20 protein-coding genes are annotated in these 17,953 nt (G+C 61.3%); 10 read left to right on the forward strand and 10 right to left on the reverse strand.

The window, feature by feature from the left end:
- Window positions 1–6 precede the first annotated feature (6 nt).
- The 4 genes from ACORLH_RS05230 to ACORLH_RS05245 are packed head-to-tail and all read left to right on the forward strand — an operon-like array spanning window position 7 to window position 4,839.
- A complete protein-coding gene (locus ACORLH_RS05230; protein ID WP_321831543.1) occupies window positions 7–1,299 on the forward strand; it encodes a c-type cytochrome in 1,293 nt (430 codons plus the stop codon).
- 5 nt (window positions 1,300–1,304) lie between these two features.
- Complete coding sequence (locus ACORLH_RS05235) at window positions 1,305–1,430, forward strand: hypothetical protein (RefSeq protein WP_278044377.1); 126 nt, start codon at window positions 1,305–1,307, stop codon at window positions 1,428–1,430.
- Window positions 1,431–1,445: 15 nt separating this feature from the next.
- Window positions 1,446–2,822 (forward strand): sigma-54 dependent transcriptional regulator, encoded by a 1,377-nt coding sequence (locus ACORLH_RS05240; RefSeq protein ID WP_321831544.1) that lies wholly within the window; start codon window positions 1,446–1,448, stop codon window positions 2,820–2,822.
- Window positions 2,815–4,839 (forward strand): cache domain-containing protein, encoded by a 2,025-nt coding sequence (locus tag ACORLH_RS05245; RefSeq protein WP_321831545.1) that lies wholly within the window; start codon window positions 2,815–2,817, stop codon window positions 4,837–4,839. The genes ACORLH_RS05240 and ACORLH_RS05245 overlap by 8 nt, the downstream gene beginning before the upstream one ends.
- Window positions 4,840–4,851: 12 nt before the next feature.
- Here the strand turns inward: ACORLH_RS05245 and ACORLH_RS05250 are convergent, their stop codons facing one another.
- Window positions 4,852–5,193 carry a sulfurtransferase TusA family protein gene (locus ACORLH_RS05250; RefSeq protein ID WP_321831546.1) on the reverse strand — a complete coding sequence of 114 codons (342 nt, stop codon included), beginning with the start codon at window positions 5,191–5,193 and terminating at the stop codon, window positions 4,852–4,854.
- On the opposite strand from ACORLH_RS05250, the gene ACORLH_RS05255 reads away from it, so the two are divergent.
- From ACORLH_RS05255 to glp, 4 genes are read left to right on the forward strand one after another with little or no spacing between them, the layout of a single operon-like run.
- On the forward strand, window positions 5,174–6,070 hold the full coding sequence (locus ACORLH_RS05255) for a formate dehydrogenase accessory sulfurtransferase FdhD (protein WP_321831547.1): 897 nt from the start codon (window positions 5,174–5,176) through the stop codon (window positions 6,068–6,070). The genes ACORLH_RS05250 and ACORLH_RS05255 overlap by 20 nt on opposite strands.
- Window positions 6,063–6,695, forward strand: a complete 633-nt coding sequence (gene mobA, locus ACORLH_RS05260; RefSeq protein WP_321831548.1) for a molybdenum cofactor guanylyltransferase MobA — start codon at window positions 6,063–6,065, stop codon at window positions 6,693–6,695. The genes ACORLH_RS05255 and mobA overlap by 8 nt, the downstream gene beginning before the upstream one ends.
- Window positions 6,692–7,219: a molybdopterin-guanine dinucleotide biosynthesis protein B gene (mobB, locus tag ACORLH_RS05265; RefSeq protein ID WP_321831549.1), complete on the forward strand. Its 528-nt coding sequence runs from the start codon at window positions 6,692–6,694 to the stop codon at window positions 7,217–7,219. Before mobA ends, mobB begins: the two co-directional genes overlap by 4 nt.
- Window positions 7,200–8,471, forward strand: a complete 1,272-nt coding sequence (gene glp / locus ACORLH_RS05270) for a gephyrin-like molybdotransferase Glp (RefSeq protein ID WP_321831550.1) — start codon at window positions 7,200–7,202, stop codon at window positions 8,469–8,471. Before mobB ends, glp begins: the two co-directional genes overlap by 20 nt.
- Before the next feature lie 303 nt (window positions 8,472–8,774).
- Here glp and ACORLH_RS05275 read toward each other — a convergent pair whose 3' ends face one another.
- On the reverse strand, window positions 8,775–8,972 hold the full coding sequence (locus tag ACORLH_RS05275) for a heavy-metal-associated domain-containing protein (protein ID WP_082626153.1): 198 nt from the start codon (window positions 8,970–8,972) through the stop codon (window positions 8,775–8,777).
- A gap of 177 nt (window positions 8,973–9,149) precedes the next feature.
- On the opposite strand from ACORLH_RS05275, the gene ACORLH_RS05280 reads away from it, so the two are divergent.
- Both ACORLH_RS05280 and cueR read left to right on the forward strand, forming a co-directional pair.
- On the forward strand, window positions 9,150–11,612 hold the full coding sequence (locus tag ACORLH_RS05280; RefSeq protein ID WP_321832779.1) for a heavy metal translocating P-type ATPase: 2,463 nt from the start codon (window positions 9,150–9,152) through the stop codon (window positions 11,610–11,612).
- A gap of 3 nt (window positions 11,613–11,615) precedes the next feature.
- Window positions 11,616–12,011, forward strand: coding sequence for a Cu(I)-responsive transcriptional regulator (cueR, locus tag ACORLH_RS05285; RefSeq protein WP_321831551.1), 396 nt, complete (start codon window positions 11,616–11,618; stop codon window positions 12,009–12,011).
- A 126-nt stretch (window positions 12,012–12,137) separates the two neighbouring features.
- Here cueR and ACORLH_RS05290 read toward each other — a convergent pair whose 3' ends face one another.
- Genes ACORLH_RS05290 through ACORLH_RS05325 form a run of 8 tightly spaced genes read right to left on the reverse strand, consistent with a single transcriptional unit; the run spans window position 12,138 to window position 17,921 of the window.
- Complete coding sequence (locus ACORLH_RS05290; protein ID WP_321831553.1) at window positions 12,138–12,554, reverse strand: VOC family protein; 417 nt, start codon at window positions 12,552–12,554, stop codon at window positions 12,138–12,140.
- A gap of 29 nt (window positions 12,555–12,583) precedes the next feature.
- Complete coding sequence (locus ACORLH_RS05295) at window positions 12,584–12,982, reverse strand: RidA family protein (RefSeq protein WP_321831554.1); 399 nt, start codon at window positions 12,980–12,982, stop codon at window positions 12,584–12,586.
- Window positions 12,972–13,385 carry a thioesterase family protein gene (locus tag ACORLH_RS05300; RefSeq protein WP_321831555.1) on the reverse strand — a complete coding sequence of 138 codons (414 nt, stop codon included), beginning with the start codon at window positions 13,383–13,385 and terminating at the stop codon, window positions 12,972–12,974. The genes ACORLH_RS05295 and ACORLH_RS05300 overlap by 11 nt, the downstream gene beginning before the upstream one ends.
- A gap of 4 nt (window positions 13,386–13,389) precedes the next feature.
- The gene (locus tag ACORLH_RS05305) at window positions 13,390–14,079 is read right to left on the reverse strand and encodes an ABC transporter ATP-binding protein (protein WP_321831556.1); all 690 of its coding nucleotides are present in this window, start codon (window positions 14,077–14,079) and stop codon (window positions 13,390–13,392) included.
- A complete protein-coding gene (locus tag ACORLH_RS05310; RefSeq protein ID WP_321831557.1) occupies window positions 14,076–14,828 on the reverse strand; it encodes an ABC transporter ATP-binding protein in 753 nt (250 codons plus the stop codon). Before ACORLH_RS05310 ends, ACORLH_RS05305 begins: the two co-directional genes overlap by 4 nt.
- Window positions 14,821–15,804 (reverse strand): branched-chain amino acid ABC transporter permease, encoded by a 984-nt coding sequence (locus tag ACORLH_RS05315; RefSeq protein WP_321831558.1) that lies wholly within the window; start codon window positions 15,802–15,804, stop codon window positions 14,821–14,823. The genes ACORLH_RS05310 and ACORLH_RS05315 overlap by 8 nt, the downstream gene beginning before the upstream one ends.
- A 1-nt stretch (window position 15,805) precedes the next feature.
- A complete protein-coding gene (locus tag ACORLH_RS05320) occupies window positions 15,806–16,723 on the reverse strand; it encodes a branched-chain amino acid ABC transporter permease (RefSeq protein ID WP_058242206.1) in 918 nt (305 codons plus the stop codon).
- A gap of 55 nt (window positions 16,724–16,778) precedes the next feature.
- Window positions 16,779–17,921 carry an ABC transporter substrate-binding protein gene (locus tag ACORLH_RS05325; RefSeq protein ID WP_321831559.1) on the reverse strand — a complete coding sequence of 381 codons (1,143 nt, stop codon included), beginning with the start codon at window positions 17,919–17,921 and terminating at the stop codon, window positions 16,779–16,781.
- Window positions 17,922–17,953 lie beyond the last annotated feature (32 nt).

The raw sequence follows: 17,953 nt of genomic DNA on the forward strand, positions 1-17,953 counted from the left end.
CCCCTGATGCTGCGCGCCTCTCTTCTGTCGTCTTTACTGCTTATGGCCTCGCCCCTTCTGGGGGGCGAGTTCTTCACGCTGTCGGGCCACGGCGGCCCGATCAAAGGCATTGCGGTAGGACCAGAGGGGCGGATTGCCACGGCCAGTTTCGACAATTCGGTTGGCCTGTGGCAGGGCGATCAACCACACTGGCTGGAGGCGCATGAGGCCGCGGTGAACACAGTGGCCTTTGTTGATGCGGATACCCTGATTTCTGCCGGGGATGACTTCGCCGTTTATCGCTGGGATCTGACAACGGGGCAGGGCCAGCGTTTGGGCCAGCATCAGGGCAAGGTGATGTCATTGGCTGTTGCGCCAGACGGCTTGAGCGTTGCCTCGGCCAGTTGGGATGGCAGCATCGGTATCTGGTCCCTGTCGGGTGCTGCGCCGCAGTTTCTGACCGGCCATGCCGGGGCGGTCAATGATGTGGCGTTTTCTGAGGATGGCACGCAGCTTTATTCAGCCTCCGCCGACGGGTCGGTCCGGCTATGGGATCTCAGCACCGCCAGCCTGAAGGCACAGCTGGTTGCTGGTGGATTTGGCATCAACACCCTGGCTTTGAATGAGGCGGAGGGCTGGCTGGCCTATGGTGCCGTGGATGGCGTCACCCGTGTGATCGACCCTGAGAGCCGCGCTTTGGTCAAAGACTTCACGCTCGAACGCCGCCCGATCCTTGCCATGGCCACCGATCCAGAGGGCCGCTATCTGGCGGTGGGGGATGGCCATGGCTACATCTCACTGCTCGACAGCCGTGACTGGTCCCTTCTGGTTGATTTCCGCGCCACCACCCGCGGCCCGATCTGGGCGCTGGCCTTCAGCCGGGATGGGCAAAACATCCATGCTGGTGGCTTGGATGAGCAGCTGTTCTCCTGGCCGATTGATGGGCCGAAGGGTGACAAAATGACAGTTGGTGACAAACCGTTCCTGCAAGGCATCCAAAGTGCCTCAGCCGGGGAGCATCAATTCAACCGCAAGTGTTCCATCTGCCACAGCCTGACCGATGACAGTCAGCGCCGTGCCGGGCCAACGCTTAAAAATCTGTTCGGCCGTCCCGCTGGGGCCGTGCCGGGCTATATCTATTCCGAGACCCTGCGCAATTCCGCCATCATTTGGGGGGCTGAAACCGTCGATGCGCTTTTTGATCTGGGGCCAGAGGTGTATATAAAGGGGACGAAAATGCCCATGCAACGTATCACCAATCCCCAGGATCGAGCGGCACTCATCGCGTTTCTGCGCAGCCATTCGGAGCCCAAGGAGTAACGGACATGAAATCTTTTTTCTTTGCATGTGCAGCGATCATCGGCATCGCGGTGGCATCCAATGTTGTGCTGAACGGGTCGGGCTTTTCGACCCAAGAGCGCACCACCAGTGCCTCCGCCCGAGTGGAATAAAGGACGTTTGCACAGGTGAATACACCGACGAATTTAACTGTCCCCGAACAGTCTGAGTTCGGGATTGGCCTCGCGCAGGCTTCGGTTCTGGTGGTCGATGACGAACCGGGGATCCGTAACTTCATCGTTAAAATTCTGGGCCCGATGGTGGGGCGCGTGGAACAGGCGGACAGCGCCGCCAATGCCTCCAAGCTGTTGGATGCAAACCACTTTGATATTGTCATCCTCGACAACATCATGCCCGGCACCACCGGTCTGGAATGGCTGCGTGAACAGCGCAAGCTGGGCTTTTTTGCTGATGTGATCCTGATCACCGCTTTTGCGGATATGGACACGGCCATCGAGGCGATGCGCGCGGGCGTGGTGGATTTTGTGCTGAAACCCTTCCGCTCCAACCAGATCATCAACGCAGTTGCGCGATGTGTGGACCGGGTGAACCTGCGTCGTGAAAACTACTTACTGAAATTCGAACTGGCGTCGGGCAACACCGCCGCGCGTGAACGGATGCTGGGCAGCTCTTCGGCGTTGCAGGACATTCGCAACACGCTGGAACGCGCTGCCCCATTGATGACGCCGGTGATGTTCACTGGTGAAACCGGCACCGGCAAGGAAATCGCCGCCCGTGCGCTGCACGCGATGTCGGAACGGGCTGGCAAACCCTTTGTGCCGATCAACTGTGCAACGATCTCCCCCGATGTGATTGAAAATGAACTGTTCGGCTTTGTGCATGACAGTGGTCCCAATCAGCGGGCGCGGCAGGACGGGCTGTTTTTGAACGCCAATGGCGGCACGCTTTATTTGGATGAAATCGCTGAATTGCCGCTTTCCATTCAGGCGGCACTGTTGCGGGTGATCGAACATCGCAAGATCCGCCCGGTTGGCTCCCTGCGTGAGGTCCCACTGGATCTGCGGTTCATTTTCGCCACTAACGCCGATCTGGAAAAAGCCGTGGCCGAGGGGCGGTTCCGCGAAGATCTGTATCACCGCATCAAGGTCCTGAAGATTGAGATGCCAGCACTGCGCAAACGGGCGATGGACATCAAGGAACTGACGCTGATGTTCATCCAACAAATCTCCCGCGCGTTGGGGATTGAGCCGCTGCCGCTCAATGAAGGGGTGTTGTTGAACCTGTCGCGCTATGACTGGCCGGGCAATGTGCGTGAGCTGCGCAATGTGGTCGAACAGTCCTTGATCCAGGGCGAGTGGCCCGCTGAATTTGCCAGTTCTGAGCCCGGCAAAGAGGTGGAAGCGGTGGACAGCCTGCAAGAGGTGGAGCGCCGTCATATCCTGACCGTGCTGGAGGCCTGCAATGGCAACCGGGCCGAGGCGGCGCGGCGGCTGGGTGTCTCGCGCAAGACCATCGACCGCAAATGTGCGATGTGGAATGGCTGATGCGGTGTCAGATCACCCGGCCGTAGCACAGCAGGGGCCACGTAACCGCCGCCGGCGGGTTTCGGTGCGGGTGCGGTTGTTGGCGATTGCGCTGCTGCCGACCGTGTTCATCATGCCGATCTTTTTTATCATCACCGCGATCAACTGGTCGGCGCGTTTTGATAACCTATTGATTGCCAAGGTGAACGGGGAACTGACCATTGCGCAGCAATATCTGTCGCGCATCGTCGAAAGCCGTCAGTTGCAGGTGCAAAGCCTTGGCGACAGTCGGCAGTTTTCCATCGCGGTGGAGCGTGGGGGGGCTGAGGCACTTCAGGCCTTGCTGGATGCCCAGCGTGACGCGCTTGGCTTGGATTTCCTCTATGTGCTGAACCCGCGTGGTGTGGTGATTTCCTCGCCGGATTTTGTCCAGACCGACACGTTGGAACATTGGCCGGTGGTGGGCAGTGCCCTGCAGGGCAAATCCGCAGCGGCGATTGATCTGTTTTCCGGTGAAGAGCTGAAGCAGATGTCGCCGATTTTGGCATCGCGGGCGCGGATCCGGCTGGTGCCGACACAGGCGGCTGTGCCCACAGACCGCACCGAAGAAACCCGCGGGATGTTTGTGCACACCGCCGCCCCGATCAGCCTGCCAAACGGGCAGGGGGCGCTGGTCGGGGGGGTCTTGCTGAACCGCAACCTCAACTTCATCGATACGATCAACGATCTGGTTTACCCGACCGCCTCCTTGATTGAGGGCACAGTGGGCACCGCGACGCTGTTTCTAGATGATGTGCGTGTGTCGACAAATGTGCGGCTGTTTCAGGATCAGCGGGCGCTGGGCACGCGGGTCTCGGCCGCAGTGCGCGAGGCCGTTCTGGACGAAGGGCGCACCTGGCTCGACCGGGCCTTTGTGGTGAATGACTGGTACATCTCGGCCTATCAGCCGATCACCGACAGCATGGGGGAACGGGTTGGCATGCTCTATGTCGGGTTCCTTGAAACGCCTTTCCGCACCGCCAAATTCAAGACCCTGCTGACCTTCGCCGCCGCATTTGTGGTGATCGTGTTGCTGTCGGTTCCACTGTTTCTGCGTTGGGCGCGCCAGATTTTCCGCCCGATTGAGCGGATGCAAGGCACCATCAACCGCGTGGAGGAGGGTGACCTGGGCGCACGTACCGGCGTTGAAAACCGTGGCGATGAACTGGGGCGCGTGGCGGAACAGATGGACAGCCTGCTGGATCAGATCCAGGACCGCGACCGCGAATTGAACAACCGCGTCGCTGAACGCACCCGCGAGTTGCGCGAAGCCAACAACCGGCTGGAGGCGACCACCAAACAGCTGTTGGTCTCGGAAAAACTGGCGGCGGTTGGCGAAATCGCAGCCGGGATTGCCCATGAGATCAACAACCCGATGACCGTAATTCAGGGCAATCTGGACCTGATCCGGTCTGAAATCGGCCCGCAGGCGGAGGGTCTGAAGACCGAGTTCCGACTGATCGACGAACAGGTGCATTCAGTCTTTCTGATCGTCAACAAGCTGTTGCAGTTCACCCGGCCTGACGAATACGCCGGTGAGGTTGAAAGCCACCACCCCGATGAGGTGATTGAGGATTCCATCCCACTGGTCCAGCACCTGCTGAACAAGGTTGATATTGATCTCTACCTGCGCCTCAACGCGACGCGTTATCTGGGGATCAACCGGACTGAGCTGCAGCAGGTGCTGATCAACCTGATCGTCAACGCCATCCACGCCATGCCTGATGGCGGTGATCTGCTGCTCAGGGCAGATGACATGGACCGCGAAGGCAACCCCGGTGTGCAGATCGTGGTGCAGGACAGCGGTGATGGGATGGAGGCCGATGTGCTGGCGCGGGTGTTTGATCCGTTCTTCACCACAAAACAGGGCGAAGGCACTGGCCTGGGCCTGTCGATCAGCCGCAAGATCGTATTGCGCTACGGCGGCCACATGCATGCCGACAGCTCGCCCGGCACCGGCACGCGGTTCACCATCTGGTTGCCGCAGGAGGGCACCTGAATGCAGGCCTGCTCAAACGGTGATCAGCGCGTAGCGATGCGGGGCCTTGCCCTCGCCGCCGCCGTCCAGCGCCTCGGCGCCCTGAAAGCTGTGGCCGCTTTCGTTACAGAAATGCGGGATGTCGATCAGGGCGGCCGGATCATCGGCCAAAACAGTCACTTTCGACCCAGCAGGCAGGCCTTGAATACGTTTGCGCAGCCGCAGAACCGGCAGCGGGCACAACAGCCCCAGCGCATCAATTTCCAATGTCTCGCTCATGGCGCCAACATAGGTGCTGCGGTTGAGCCTGTCCATGCGACAGCGCGCCAATCCCACCGCAAAACAGGAGGCATCTTTGGCCAAACTGTCTGACACTGCCGGCCCCGGCTACCTCATCGCGCCGGACCTTCTGCGCCCCGGCTTGACCGCCGCTGTCACCGGTGTGGATCAGGACGGGCAGGCGCAAGAGATTTCCGTTGTCGAAGAGCGCCCGCTGACGATCTACCTCAACAGTCAGGAGATCGTCACCGCGATGACCATCGGCGATTACCCGGATTATCTGGCGCTGGGGTTCCTGCGCAATCAGGGCATGCTGCTGGCCGACGATCAGGTCACCGGTGTCGACTATGATGAGGAGCTGGAGGTCGTGGTGGTGCGCACGGAACGGGCCACCAACTATGAGGAAAAGCTTAAGAAAAAGACCCGCACCTCGGGCTGTGCGGTCGGCACCGTCTTTGGTGACATGATGGAGGGGCTGGAAGATCTGCAGCTGCCCGCAACCCCGGTGCGCACCTCATGGCTCTATGCGCTGGCGCATCAGATCAACCGCACCCCCAGCCTCTATCTGGAGGCTGGCGCGATCCATGGCACCGTCCTGTGTCAGGAGGATCGCCCGCTGGTCTATATGGAGGATGTCGGCCGTCACAACGCCGTTGATAAAGTTGCAGGCTGGATGTTTGCCCAAGGGCAGGGACCGGAGGATAAGATCCTCTACACTACTGGGCGGCTGACCTCAGAAATGGTGCTGAAAGCGGCGCAGATGGGCATTCCCACGCTGGTCTCCCGCTCAGGCTTCACCGCCTGGGGGGTGGAGCTGGCGCGCAAGCTGAACATGACCCTGATTGGCCGGATGCGCGGCAAACGATTCACCTGCCTCAGCGGGGCCGAGCGTCTGCAGTATGACGCCGATCTAGCCACCGTTTCAGATGACAGCAAGACACATCGCCGCAAGGGAGCCGCCGCAGATGGCTGAGAAGATACCTGGCGTTATTCTGGCAGGCGGCCTGTCGTCGCGCATGGGTGGCGGGGATAAGTGCCTGCTGTCCTTGGGCTCGGAAACACTGTTGCAGCAGGTGATCGCGCGGTTGCGCCCGCAGGTCAGCGCGATGGTGCTGAACGCCAATGGCGATGCCAGCCGGTTTGCCGATTATGGCCTGCCGGTTGTGGCTGATGGCATCGAAGGCTACGCCGGACCATTGGCCGGGGTGCTGGCAGGGCTGGACTGGGCAGCGGCGCAGGGGGCCGATCACATCGTCTCAGTCGCTGCGGACACGCCGTTTTTCCCGACGGATCTGGTTCACAGGCTCAACACCGGGCGGGGCCGTGCGCCACTGGCCCTTGTTGCCAGCATTGATCCGAAACGCGGGCAGGTGCGTCAGCCGACCTTTGGCCTCTGGCCGGTGGCCCTGCGCGATGACCTGCGCGCGGCGCTGCAGGACGGTTTGCGCAAAGTGGTGATCTGGACAGACAAACATGGCGGCACCGAGGTGCTGTTTGAACCGGTAAACGGGCAGGAGCCGTTTTTCAACGTCAACACACCCGAAGATCTGGCCATCGCCCGTCAGATGGCCGCAGCAGAACTGGGGGCAGCGAAGTGAAGCTTTACGGCGTCACCGGATGGAAGAACTGCGGCAAGACCGGGCTGATGGAACGGCTGGTTGCAGAAATCACCGCGCGCGGGTTCAAAGTGTCGACCGTGAAACACGCCCATCACACCTTCGACGTGGATCAGCCCGGGCGGGACAGCTACCGCCACCGCACGGCCGGCGCGTCTGAGGTGCTGCTGGTTTCAGGCAAACGCTGGGCCTTGATGCATGAGTTGCGCGAGGAGGCAGAGCCGCCGCTGGCGGAGTTGTTGACGAAGCTCTCTGACGTGGATCTGGTGCTGATTGAGGGCTACAAAAGCGAACCGCACCCCAAGATTGAGGCCCATCGCGCCGCCGCCGGACAGGCACTGATTGCCCCAAATGATGCAAGCATCCGCGCGGTGGCCTCCGACCAACCCGCCAGCGCTCATGCGGATCTGCAGCGCCCGATCTTTGACCTCAATGACCACGCGGCGATTGCCACATTCATATTGACCGAAACAGGATTGACCCAAGATGCCGCCGAGATTGCGTAACGATTGTTTTGCTTTGCCCGCTGGCGTTGATTGGGTGCCTTTGGATGAAGCGCTGGCACGCCTTCGTGCGCGCGTGACACCGGTTGTGCCGGTGGAACAGGTTGCGCTTGCCGACAGTCGTGGCCGGGTCTTGGCGCAGGACCTGATGGCGCTGCGGGGCAATCCCCCCTCGGCCAATTCGGCGGTGGATGGCTACGGGTTCGCCGGTGCGGCACTGGATGAACTGGTAACGCTGCCTTTGGCGCCAGGGCGCTCTGCGGCGGGTGAACCCTATGAGGGGGCTCTGCCACAGGGCTACGCGCTGCGCATCCTGACCGGCGCCATCCTGCCCGAGGGTATGCAAACCGTGGTGCTGCAGGAGGATGTTGAAGTCTCAGGCGGCAAACTGCAGTTCTACGGCCCGCTGAAACAGGGGGCCAACACCCGGCGCGCTGGCGAAGACTTTGAGGCTGGCGACCCGATCCTCAAGGCCGGGCGCAGGCTGCGCGGGGAGGATGCGGCCCTGCTGGCGGCGGCAGGTTACGCTGAGGTGCCGGTGCACCGTCGCCTGCGGGTGGGGGTGTTTTCCAACGGGGATGAGGTGATCGCCCCCGGCACCGTCGCGCCAGAAAACATGGGGGCAGGCAAGATCTATGACAGCAACCGCCCCATGCTGCTGAGCCTGTTGCAGGAATGGGGTTTTGAGGCGGTGGATCTTGGCCATGTCGCAGACAGCCGCGATGCGCTGCGCAGCCGGTTGGATACGGCGGCGGAGGCGGTAGATGCGGTGTTGACCTCAGGTGGCGTGTCCACCGGGGATGAAGACCATGTTTCAGCCCTTTTGCGCGCTGAGGGGCGGATCGACAGCTGGCGTATCGCCATCAAGCCTGGGCGCCCGCTGGCCCTGGGGCTTTGGCCCGCAGGGGAGGCGCTTTTGCCGATCTTTGGCCTGCCGGGCAATCCGGTGGCGGCGATGGTGACGGCGCTGTTGTTCGCGCGCCCCGCCCTTGGCGTGATGGGCGGTGAGGCCTGGCGCCAGCCACAGGGCTACATGGTGCCCGCCGCCTTCAGCAAAAACAAAAAACGGGGCCGGCGTGAGTTTCTGCGCGCCCGGATGAACAGCGATGGTCAGGCGGAGGTTTTCCGCTCCGAAGGATCGGGCCGGATTTCAGGGCTGTCCTGGGCGGATGGTCTGGTGGAACTGCCGGATGAGCCCTGCACCATCAGCGAAGGCACTTTGGTGCGTTACATCCCATACAGCAGTTTTGGTTAGGCTCAGGGCCCATTAGTGTTTCCGCGCCGGCGTCAAAATCGCAAAGTATCAAAGGTTTGAGGCGCGCCGGAAAGAGTGGTTCTCTTTTCAAGCGCCTCATGCCGTTGAGATGCTGCGATTTTGGCGTCTTCGATTTGGCGGTTTTTCGAACTGAGCGGCGTCACATGACCTTGAAATAGATCACTATTCCCGCGGCCATGTTCCTTGTCAGTTCGAAAATCTGCCAAACCGGTGCTGGAAGATTAATGGGTCCTGAGCCTAGCACTGGCAGGTCGTGAGGCCCGCCAATATGCGTGGCTTACATCAGGCCGCTTTGGCCTCAAACCCTGCCTTGGCGATGGCCGCCAGCAGCTCAGCTGCGGGGTCTGCGCTGTCGATCTCAACCTCGCGGGCTTCCAGATCAAACGACAGCAGCGCCGTCGGGTCCAGCGCCTGCACGGCGGTTTCGATCTTGGCGGTGCATTTACCGCAGCTCATTCCAGGTACGCTAAAGGTCAGCATCACTCATCCTCTTGTTGCGCTCTGACATGGAGCCTTCCAGCGCGGGAAGGTCAAGCGCTGCGCGGCGGCCCGCGACAAAATCTCTCAAACCAGCGGTTCTTTTGGGTCGGGGCCTTGACCCTCCAGCTACTGGAACCCTTATCTGGGGTGTCGACAGAAGCACTGCAAGGCAGAATGATGACACACCCAACCGATCAAACCCTCCGATTGCCGATCACCGGCATGAGCTGCGCCGCCTGTGTGGGCCGGGTGGAAAAGGCCCTGCGCGCCGCACCCGGCGTGATGCGCGCTGATGTGAACCTTGCGCTGGAAACGGCTGAGGTTGCCTTCAGCGTGCCTGCCACGCCTGCGGATGTGGTCACAGCGCTTGATCAGGCGGGGTATCCGGCCCGTGTCGAAACGCTGGAACTTGCAGTGGAGGGGATGACCTGTGCCTCCTGTGTGGGCCGGGTGGAGGCCGCGCTGGCCGCAGTTCCCGGGGTGATTGCTGCGCGGGTGAACCTTGCCAGCGAAACCGCGCAGGTTGATTTGCCCGAGGGGCAGGACATCAGCGCCGATCTGATAAAGGCCGTCGCCGCTGCCGGTTATGAGGCCCACCGCAAAGGCGAAACCATCGCCCCACCACTGGATCGCAAAGCCGCCGAGGCCGAGGCGCTGACCCGCAAGCTGCTGCTTGCGGCGGCACTGGCTCTGCCGGTTTTTGTGGCTGAAATGGGCGGGCACCTCTACCCGCCGTTTCATCACTGGATCATGGCAAACATCGGCATGCAGACCTCCTGGATGCTGCAGTTTGTGCTGACCGCCATTGTGCTGTTTGGCCCCGGGCGTCAGTTCTATCTGAAAGGTCTGCCCGCCTTGTTGCGCGGCGCACCTGACATGAACTCCCTCGTGGCGTTGGGCACATTGGCGGCGTTTGGCTATTCGACCGTGGCAACCTTCGCCCCGGCGATCCTGCCCGCGGGCAGTGTGAATGTGTATTACGAAAGTGCGGCGGTGATCGTGGTGCTGATCCTGTTGGGGCGCGCCTTGGAGGCCCGCGCCAAAGGCCGCACCGGGGCCGCCATCCGCGCCCTTGTGGGGCTGCGCCCCAGCACCGCGCGGGTCGAACGTGACGGCGCCACTCAGGACCTGCCAATTGCGGAGATCGTTGTGGGCGACGTGGTGCTGACCCGGCCGGGGGAACGGCTGGCGGTAGATGGTGAGGTGCTCACCGGCGACAGCAACGTTGATGAAAGCATGATCACCGGCGAACCCCTGCCGGTTGCCAAGACAGCTGGCGACCGGGTCACCGGCGGAACGGTCAATGGGTCCGGTGCACTGCGGGTGCAGGCCACCCATGTGGGGGCAGACACCATGCTGTCGCAGATCATCCGTATGGTGGAAGCCGCACAGGGTGCCAAACTGCCGATCCAAGCCTTGGTGGATCGGGTGACCCAGCGGTTTGTGCCTGTCGTGATCGCGGTGGCGGTGCTGACCGTTCTGGCCTGGCTGGCCTTTGCGACGGCACCGGCCCTGGGCCATGCGCTTGTTGCCGGGGTAGCAGTGCTGATCATCGCCTGCCCCTGCGCGATGGGTCTGGCGACGCCCACATCCATCATGGTGGGCACTGGACGCGCGGCAGAACTGGGCGTTCTGTTTCGCAAAGGTGATGCGTTGCAGCGCTTGCAGGAGGTCAAGATCGTGGCCTTCGATAAAACCGGCACATTGACCATGGGCAAACCGGTGCTGACCGATCTGGAGGTCACCGAAGGCTTTGAAAGGGAAGAGGTTCTGCGCCTTGTGGCCGCGGTGGAAGCGCAATCGGAACACCCGATTGCCGCCGCAATTGTCGCCGCCGCCGAGGGACCGCTGCCGGAGATTGAGAAATTTGGCGCTATCCCCGGCTATGGCGTGGCCGCCACCGTGGCTGGCCATCGGGTGATGGTGGGGGCTGACCGGCTGATGGTCCGGCGCAAGATCGACCTGACACCGCTGGCCAGCACCGCCGCCGCATTGGGGGCGGAGGGGAAGACGCCGCTCTATGCCGCCATTGATGGCAAACTAGCCGCCGTAATTGCGGTCTCTGACCCGGTGAAACCCTGCTCTGCCGCGGTGATCAAGGCGTTGCACAGCCGCGGCATCAAAACCGCGATGATTACCGGGGACAATGCGGCGCCCGCCACCGCCATTGCCCGCAGCCTTGGCATTGACCATGTCGCGGCAGAGGTGCTGCCACAGGGCAAGGTCAAGGCATTGGAGGGCCTGCGCGCCAGCCATGGCACCCTGGCCTTTGTTGGCGATGGCATCAACGACGCCCCGGCGCTGGCCCATGCGGATCTGGGCATCGCGATTGGCACCGGTACAGATGTGGCCATCGAAAGCGCTGATCTGGTGCTGATGTCCGGCGACCTGACGGCGGTGCTCAACGGGTTTGATCTGTCAGCGAATGTCATGCGTAACATCAAACAGAACCTGTTCTGGGCCTTTGGCTACAATGTGGCGCTGATCCCGGTGGCGGCGGGGCTGTTTTACCCGTGGTTTGGCTGGCAGCTGTCACCGATGCTGGCCGCTGGTGCCATGTCGCTGTCCAGCGTCTTTGTGCTCAGCAATGCCCTGCGGCTGCGGTTTGTGTCCGGAGCCCATCTGCCGAAGGAGGCATAAGCGATGAACATTTCAGAGGTTTCCAAACGCGCAGGCCTGCCTGCCAAAACCATCCGCTATTACGAAGAGATCGGCCTGGTATCCCCAGCCCGCAGCGGCAATGGCTACCGCAGCTTTCGCGACAGCGATCTGCACAAGCTGGCTTTTCTGGGCCGGGCGCGGGCCCTGGGTTTTTCGATTGAGGACTGCCGCAACCTGATGACGCTTTATGAGGATCGCGGTCGCGCCTCCTCGGATGTGAAAGCCATTGCGTCTGAACATCTGGTGGCGATTGACGCAAAACTGGCAGAGTTGCGCCAGATGCGGAACACCCTGGCTGATCTGGTCTCTTCCTGTGCAGGGGATGACCGGCCGGATTGCCCTATTCTGGCGGATCTGGCTGCGAAAACTGGCGGGTAAGGCCGGACTGGCTGGTGGGCTTGATTTGCAGGCTAGGTTGGCGGGGAGGGGCGTTGCCCCTCGCCCTTATGGGGCTCACCCCAGAGTATTTTCAAAACGTTGAAAAGGCGGGCTGCGCGCCCGGTGTCAGGCGTCACGACCCGGTTCATCGGGGTTGGAGGAGAACAACGCGATCTTGTTGCCCTGCGGGTCACGTAGGTAGGCGACGTAGAAATTCGGACCATAGGCGGCGCGAAAGCCGGGCTGGCCTTCATCCGTGCCACCTGCAGCCATAGCTGCAGCATGAAGCTGGCGCACCTGGGCCTGTGTTTCGGCTTCAAAAGCCACCATCGCGCCATTGCCGGCCGAGGCTGGTTGCCCGTCGAAGGTGGGTTTGACGTAGAAATCGGGCAAGAGGGCGCGTTGACCTTCGGGGACGGGCAGGGCGAAGCTGAGCCCCTCGGCCCCTTCGGTGAGGCTGTAGCCAAGGGCCGGCAGGAAGGCTGCATAGAACGTTTTGGCACGTTGGATGTCATCGGCCCCAACTGTGACATAGGCGATCATGGCGGCCCTCCCTTTGTGTCAGGGACGGCTCAGCCGCCCAGCGTTGCGGTGGCTTCCACCTCAACCAGCGCTTCATCCTCAATAAGGCCGGCCACAACCACCATTGCCATGGCGGGGAAGTGACGGCCCAGCACGCGGCGGTAGGCTTCGCCCACTTCGCGCTGACGGGCGAGGTATTCTTTCTTATCCGTGATATACCAGGTCAGGCGGGTGATATCTTCGACCTTACCGCCAGCCTTTTCGACCACCGCGCGGATGTTCAGCAGGGCCTGTTCCATCTGGCCGATGAAGTCATGGCTCTGGAAGATCTGGTTTTCGTCCCAGCCGATCTGGCCGCCGACGTAAAGCACGCCGTTTTTGTCCAAGACGCCGTTTGCGTAGCCTTTGGCAGGTGCCCATCCATCGGGCTGAATGATCTCATTCGCCATTTTCCTGTCCTTTCACATGAGGTTCAAGCGAGGCGCGCAGCGCCTCGGGCCAGGGGGCAGGACGCCCCTCCGGCGAGATGTAGACCAGCGTTGCGCTGGCGGTAAAGCGGGTTTCACCAGCGCAACGCGCGGTGACGGTCAGGCCAAGCGAACTGCGGCCAAGGCGTGTCACGTCCAGCCCAAGGGTCAGATGGTCGCCATGGCGGCTGGGCGCGGTGAAACGGGTGGAGATTTCGGCGGTCGGCACGGCGCCTGTCCGATGCAGCACTTCAAACGGGTGACCCAGATAATCAAAAAAAGCTTCGACGCAATCGTTGATCATCTCAAAATAGCGGGGATAAAACACAATCCCCGCTGGATCACAGTGTTTGAACAGCACCTTTTGGGCCATCTCGAACGCCATCGCCTCAGACCCCCAGATACTGATCGGTGATCTCTGGCGTCAGCGCGGCGAAGTCGCCGGACCAGACCGATTTGCCCTTCTCAAGGATTACTGCCTTGTCCGCCACCGTGGCCAGTTCCTTGATGGATTTGTCGATCACGATGATGGCCAGACCGGTTTCGGCCTTGAGGCGGGCAATGGCGGCCCAGATTTCCTGGCGCACCACGGGGGCCAGACCTTCGGTCGCTTCATCCAGGATCAACAGACGTGGGTTGGTCATCAGCGCGCGACCGATGGCCAGCATCTGCTGTTCACCACCCGAGAGGGACGAGGCCAGCTGATCACGCCGTTCCGCCAGACGGGGAAACAGCTCTGAGACCTTGGCGAAGTCCCATTCGCCGGGACGCGCGGCCGCGATCAGGTTTTCATAAACCGTCAGCTGGGCAAAACACCGGCGGCCTTCTGGCACCAGGCCAATGCCCGCCTGCGCCGCCTTGTGCGAGGGCTGGCGTGCCATGTCCTGACCGTCAAACACCACCGCACCACCGCGGTTTTTCAGCATTCGGCAGATCACCTTCACGGTGGTCGATTTGCCCATGCCGTTGCGCCCCATCAGCGCCACAACCTGACCTTCTGCGACGTCCAGATGCACGTCAAACAGCGCCTGCGAGGGGCCATAGAAGGCAGAGATATGGGATAGTTTCAGCAGGCTCATGCGTCCTCCTCCCCAAGATAGGCGCTGCGCACCTGTGCGTTGCCGCGGATCTCATCGACGCTGCCGGTGGCGATGATCTCACCATAGACCAGCACCGAAATCCGGTCCGCGAGGGCAAAGACCGCGTCCATGTCATGTTCCACCAGAAGGATCGGCGCCTGCTGTCGCAGCCCGTCGAGGAACCCCATCAACCGGTGCGAGCCTTCCGCGCCCAGTCCCGCCATCGGCTCATCCATCAGGAAGGCCTTGGGCGACAGGGTTAGCGCCACGGCGACCTCCAGCTGACGGCGTTGGCCATGCGACAGTTCCGAGGTGCGGAAATTGGCGAACTCCTCCAACCCCACCTGCGTCAGCGCATCGCGCGCAGTGGCCAGCAGTTGTTTGTCCTTCATCACCGGACGGAAGAAGCGGAAGACATCGCCGCGATGGCCCTGCGCGCCCAGAACCACGTTCTGCAACACGGTGTATTCCATCGCCAGCGATGAGATCTGGAACGTCCGCCCCATGCCCTTCTGGGCGCGTTCGGCGGTGGAAAGGGCGCTGACGTCCTGTCCGTCGAACCAGACCGAACCCTCATCCGGGGTCAGCCCACCGGCGATCTGTTTGATCAGGGTGGATTTGCCCGCCCCGTTCGGCCCGATCAGCGCGTGGATTTCGCCGGGCTTCAGGTCCAGCGTGATGTTGTTGGACGCCTTCAACGCGCCAAAGCTTTTGGAGATGCCTTTGACATCAAGGATCGGCTTAGTCATGGGCCACCTCCCGGCCTGCAATCAGACCGTAAAGGCCACCACGGGCAAACAGCACCACACCTAGAAGGATCGCGCCAAGATAGACGTGCCAGAATTCGCTCAAGCCGCCCAGCATATGCTCCAGCAGGATAAACAGCGCCGCGCCGGCGACCGGGCCAAAGACGCGGCCCACACCGCCTAGGATGACAAAGATCATGATTTCACCGGACATGTTCCAGGCAAACATCGTGGGGCTGACAAACCGGTTCAGATCGGCAAACAGCGCGCCTGCCAGACCGGTGATCGCGCCGGAAATGGTGAAGGCCACCAGATACAGCCGATAGGGCGTCTGGCCCACGGCCTGCACCCGTTCCTCATTCTGACGCGCCGCCCCCAGCATCAGGCCAAAGGGCGAACGGGCCGCCGCCCAGACAAAGCCCAGCACCAGCGCAAGGATGACATAGCAGATCATGTAGAACTGGATCGGATCCATCGTGTTCAGACCCGGGAAGTCATTGCGGATGTAGATCGACAGCCCATCCTCGCCGCCATATGTCGGCCAGGAGTTGGCGAAGTAGTAAAACATCTGCGCAAAGGCCAGCGTGATCATGATGAAGTAAACGCCAGTGGTGCGCAGCGACAGCGCGCCGATGGCCAGCGCGGTGATGGCGGAGATTACCACCGCCACCAACCAGATCACGGGCATCGACTTGGTGCCCTCGATCAGGAAAGGCGCTTCCATCAGTGGTGTGTAGGTCTGCGCGTGATAGGCCAGAATGCCCATCGCATAGCCGCCCAGCCCGAAAAACGCCGCATGGCCAAAGCTGACCAGCCCGCCAAAACCAAGGGCAAAGTTCAGCCCCACACCGGCGATGGCAAAGATCACTGCGCGGGTTGTCAGCGTGATCAGGAACGGCTCATCCGCCTGATAGGCCCAAAGCGGGAAGGCCAGCAGCGCCGCCATCAGGCCAAGGTTCAAAAGGGTTTCACGTTTCATCTCATGCCCCTCCGAACAGGCCTTTGGGACGGAACAGCAACACGCCCGCCATCAACAGATAGATCGCCATCGAGGCCAGTGACGCCCCGGTGGAGGTGGCGGCGGCTGGCTCCATGAAAAGGCCAAAGAACATCGGCAGCAGCTGGCGGCCCAATGTGTCGGTCATGCCCACCAGAATGGCGCCCACAAAGGCCCCTTTGATCGACCCGATGCCGCCAATAACGATGACCACAAAGGCCAGGATCAGCACCGGTTCACCCATGCCCACCTGCACTGATTGGATCGCACCGATCAGCGCACCGGCAAAACCGGCCAGTGCCGCGCCAAGGGCAAACACCAGCGTGTAAAGCATCGAGATATTCACGCCCAAGGCCGCAATCATTTCACGATCGTTTTCCCCGGCGCGGATACGGATGCCGATACGGGTGCGGGCAATCATCCAGAACAGCCCCGCCGCTACGGCCAGACCCACCAGAATGATGGTCAGACGGTAGAGCGAATATTCGATCCCGAACGGCAGCATCACCGTGCCCGACAGCCACTCTGGCTTGTCCAGAAACAGCGGGAAGGATCCAAAGGCCCAGCGGGTGCCTTCGGAAAACATCAGCACAAGGGCAAAGGTCGCCAGCACTTGGTCCAGATGATCGCGGTCATAAAGCCGTCGGATCACCACGGTTTCCACGATGACGCCTGCAAAGGCCGCAAAGACAAGGCTCGCCACCAGCGCCAGCAGAAAGGATCCCGTGGCCGCAGCAGTGGCGGCGGCGGCAAAGGCGCCAACCATATAGAGCGAGCCATGCGCCAGGTTGATCAGCCCCATAACGCCGAAGATCAGCGTCAGACCGGCAGCCATAAGGAAGAGCATCACGCCAAACTGTAGGCCGTTCAGCGCCTGTTCGATGAGTAGGATGATGGACATGAGAGTTTTCTTGCTAAAGGTGGGGCCGCCCGTGACAGGGCGACCCCCTTAGCCCTTACATTTTGCAGTCAGCCGCATAGGCGTCTGCGTGGTCGGTCAGGCCGGTTGCGATGATTTTGTTGGTGTAAACGTCACCTTCTTTGATCACTTCACGAACATAGATGTTCTGGATCGGGTGGTTGTTTGCACCAAATTTGAAATCACCCCGGACCGAGTCGAACTCAGCCGCTTTCAGCGCCGCACGGAAGGCATCCCCGTCTTTGATGTCTGCCTTATCCATTGCCGAAATCAGCAGGTTAGCAGTGTCAAAGCCCTGGCTTGCGTAGAGCGACGGCAGACGACCATAGGCTTCCTGGAAGGAGGTCACAAAGGCCGCGTTGGCTGCGTTGTCGATGTCCTTGTTCCACTGGCTGGTGTTCTTCACACCCAGCGCCGCGTCGCCAACCGCCTGCAGGATGCCCTGATCAAACGAGAAGGCCGGGCCAACCACCGGCAGGTCCACGCCGCTGTCGGCATACTGCTTGAGGAAGGAAATCCCCATACCGCCGGGCAGGAAGAAGTAGACGCTATCTGCGCCCGAGGCACGGATCTGCGCGATTTCAGCCGCATAGTCGGTCTGGCCCAGTTTGGTGTAAACCTCACCCGCCAGATCACCTTCGTAGAAGCGTTTGTAACCGGTCAGCGCGTCTTTGCCCGCCGGGTAGTTCGGCGCCAGGATGAAGCTGTTCTTCAGGCCATCACCATTGGCATAGGCACCCGCAGCTTCGTGCAGGTTGTCATTCTGCCAGGCCACGTTGAAGTAGTTCTGGTGGCAGCCTTTGCCGGCCAGCGGCGACGGACCAGCGTTGGGCGACAGGTAGATTTTGCCCTTTGCTGTTGCAGCAGGCACCACAGCCATGGCCAGGTTCGACCAGATGATACCGGTCATCACGTCAACCTTTTCGGACTGGATCATCTTATCGGCCAGCTGCACTGCGATATCGGGTTTGCGCTGGTCGTCTTCGATCACCACTTCCAGATCGCTGCGGCCCGCTTGGTTCACCGCCAGCATGAAGCCGTCACGCACGTCGATGCCAAGGCCAGCGCCACCGCCCGAAAGGGTGGTGATCATGCCAACTTTGACGCCCTCGGCCTGAACCGCCCCTGCGGCGGCCATCGCTGCCATGGACGCGGCCATGACCAGAGACTTGAATTTCATTGTCTTTCTCCCTGTTTTTTATGTTTGAAACG

The sequence above is a fragment of the Thalassovita sp. genome, from assembly GCF_963691685.1.
Taxonomy (GTDB): domain Bacteria; phylum Pseudomonadota; class Alphaproteobacteria; order Rhodobacterales; family Rhodobacteraceae; genus Thalassobius.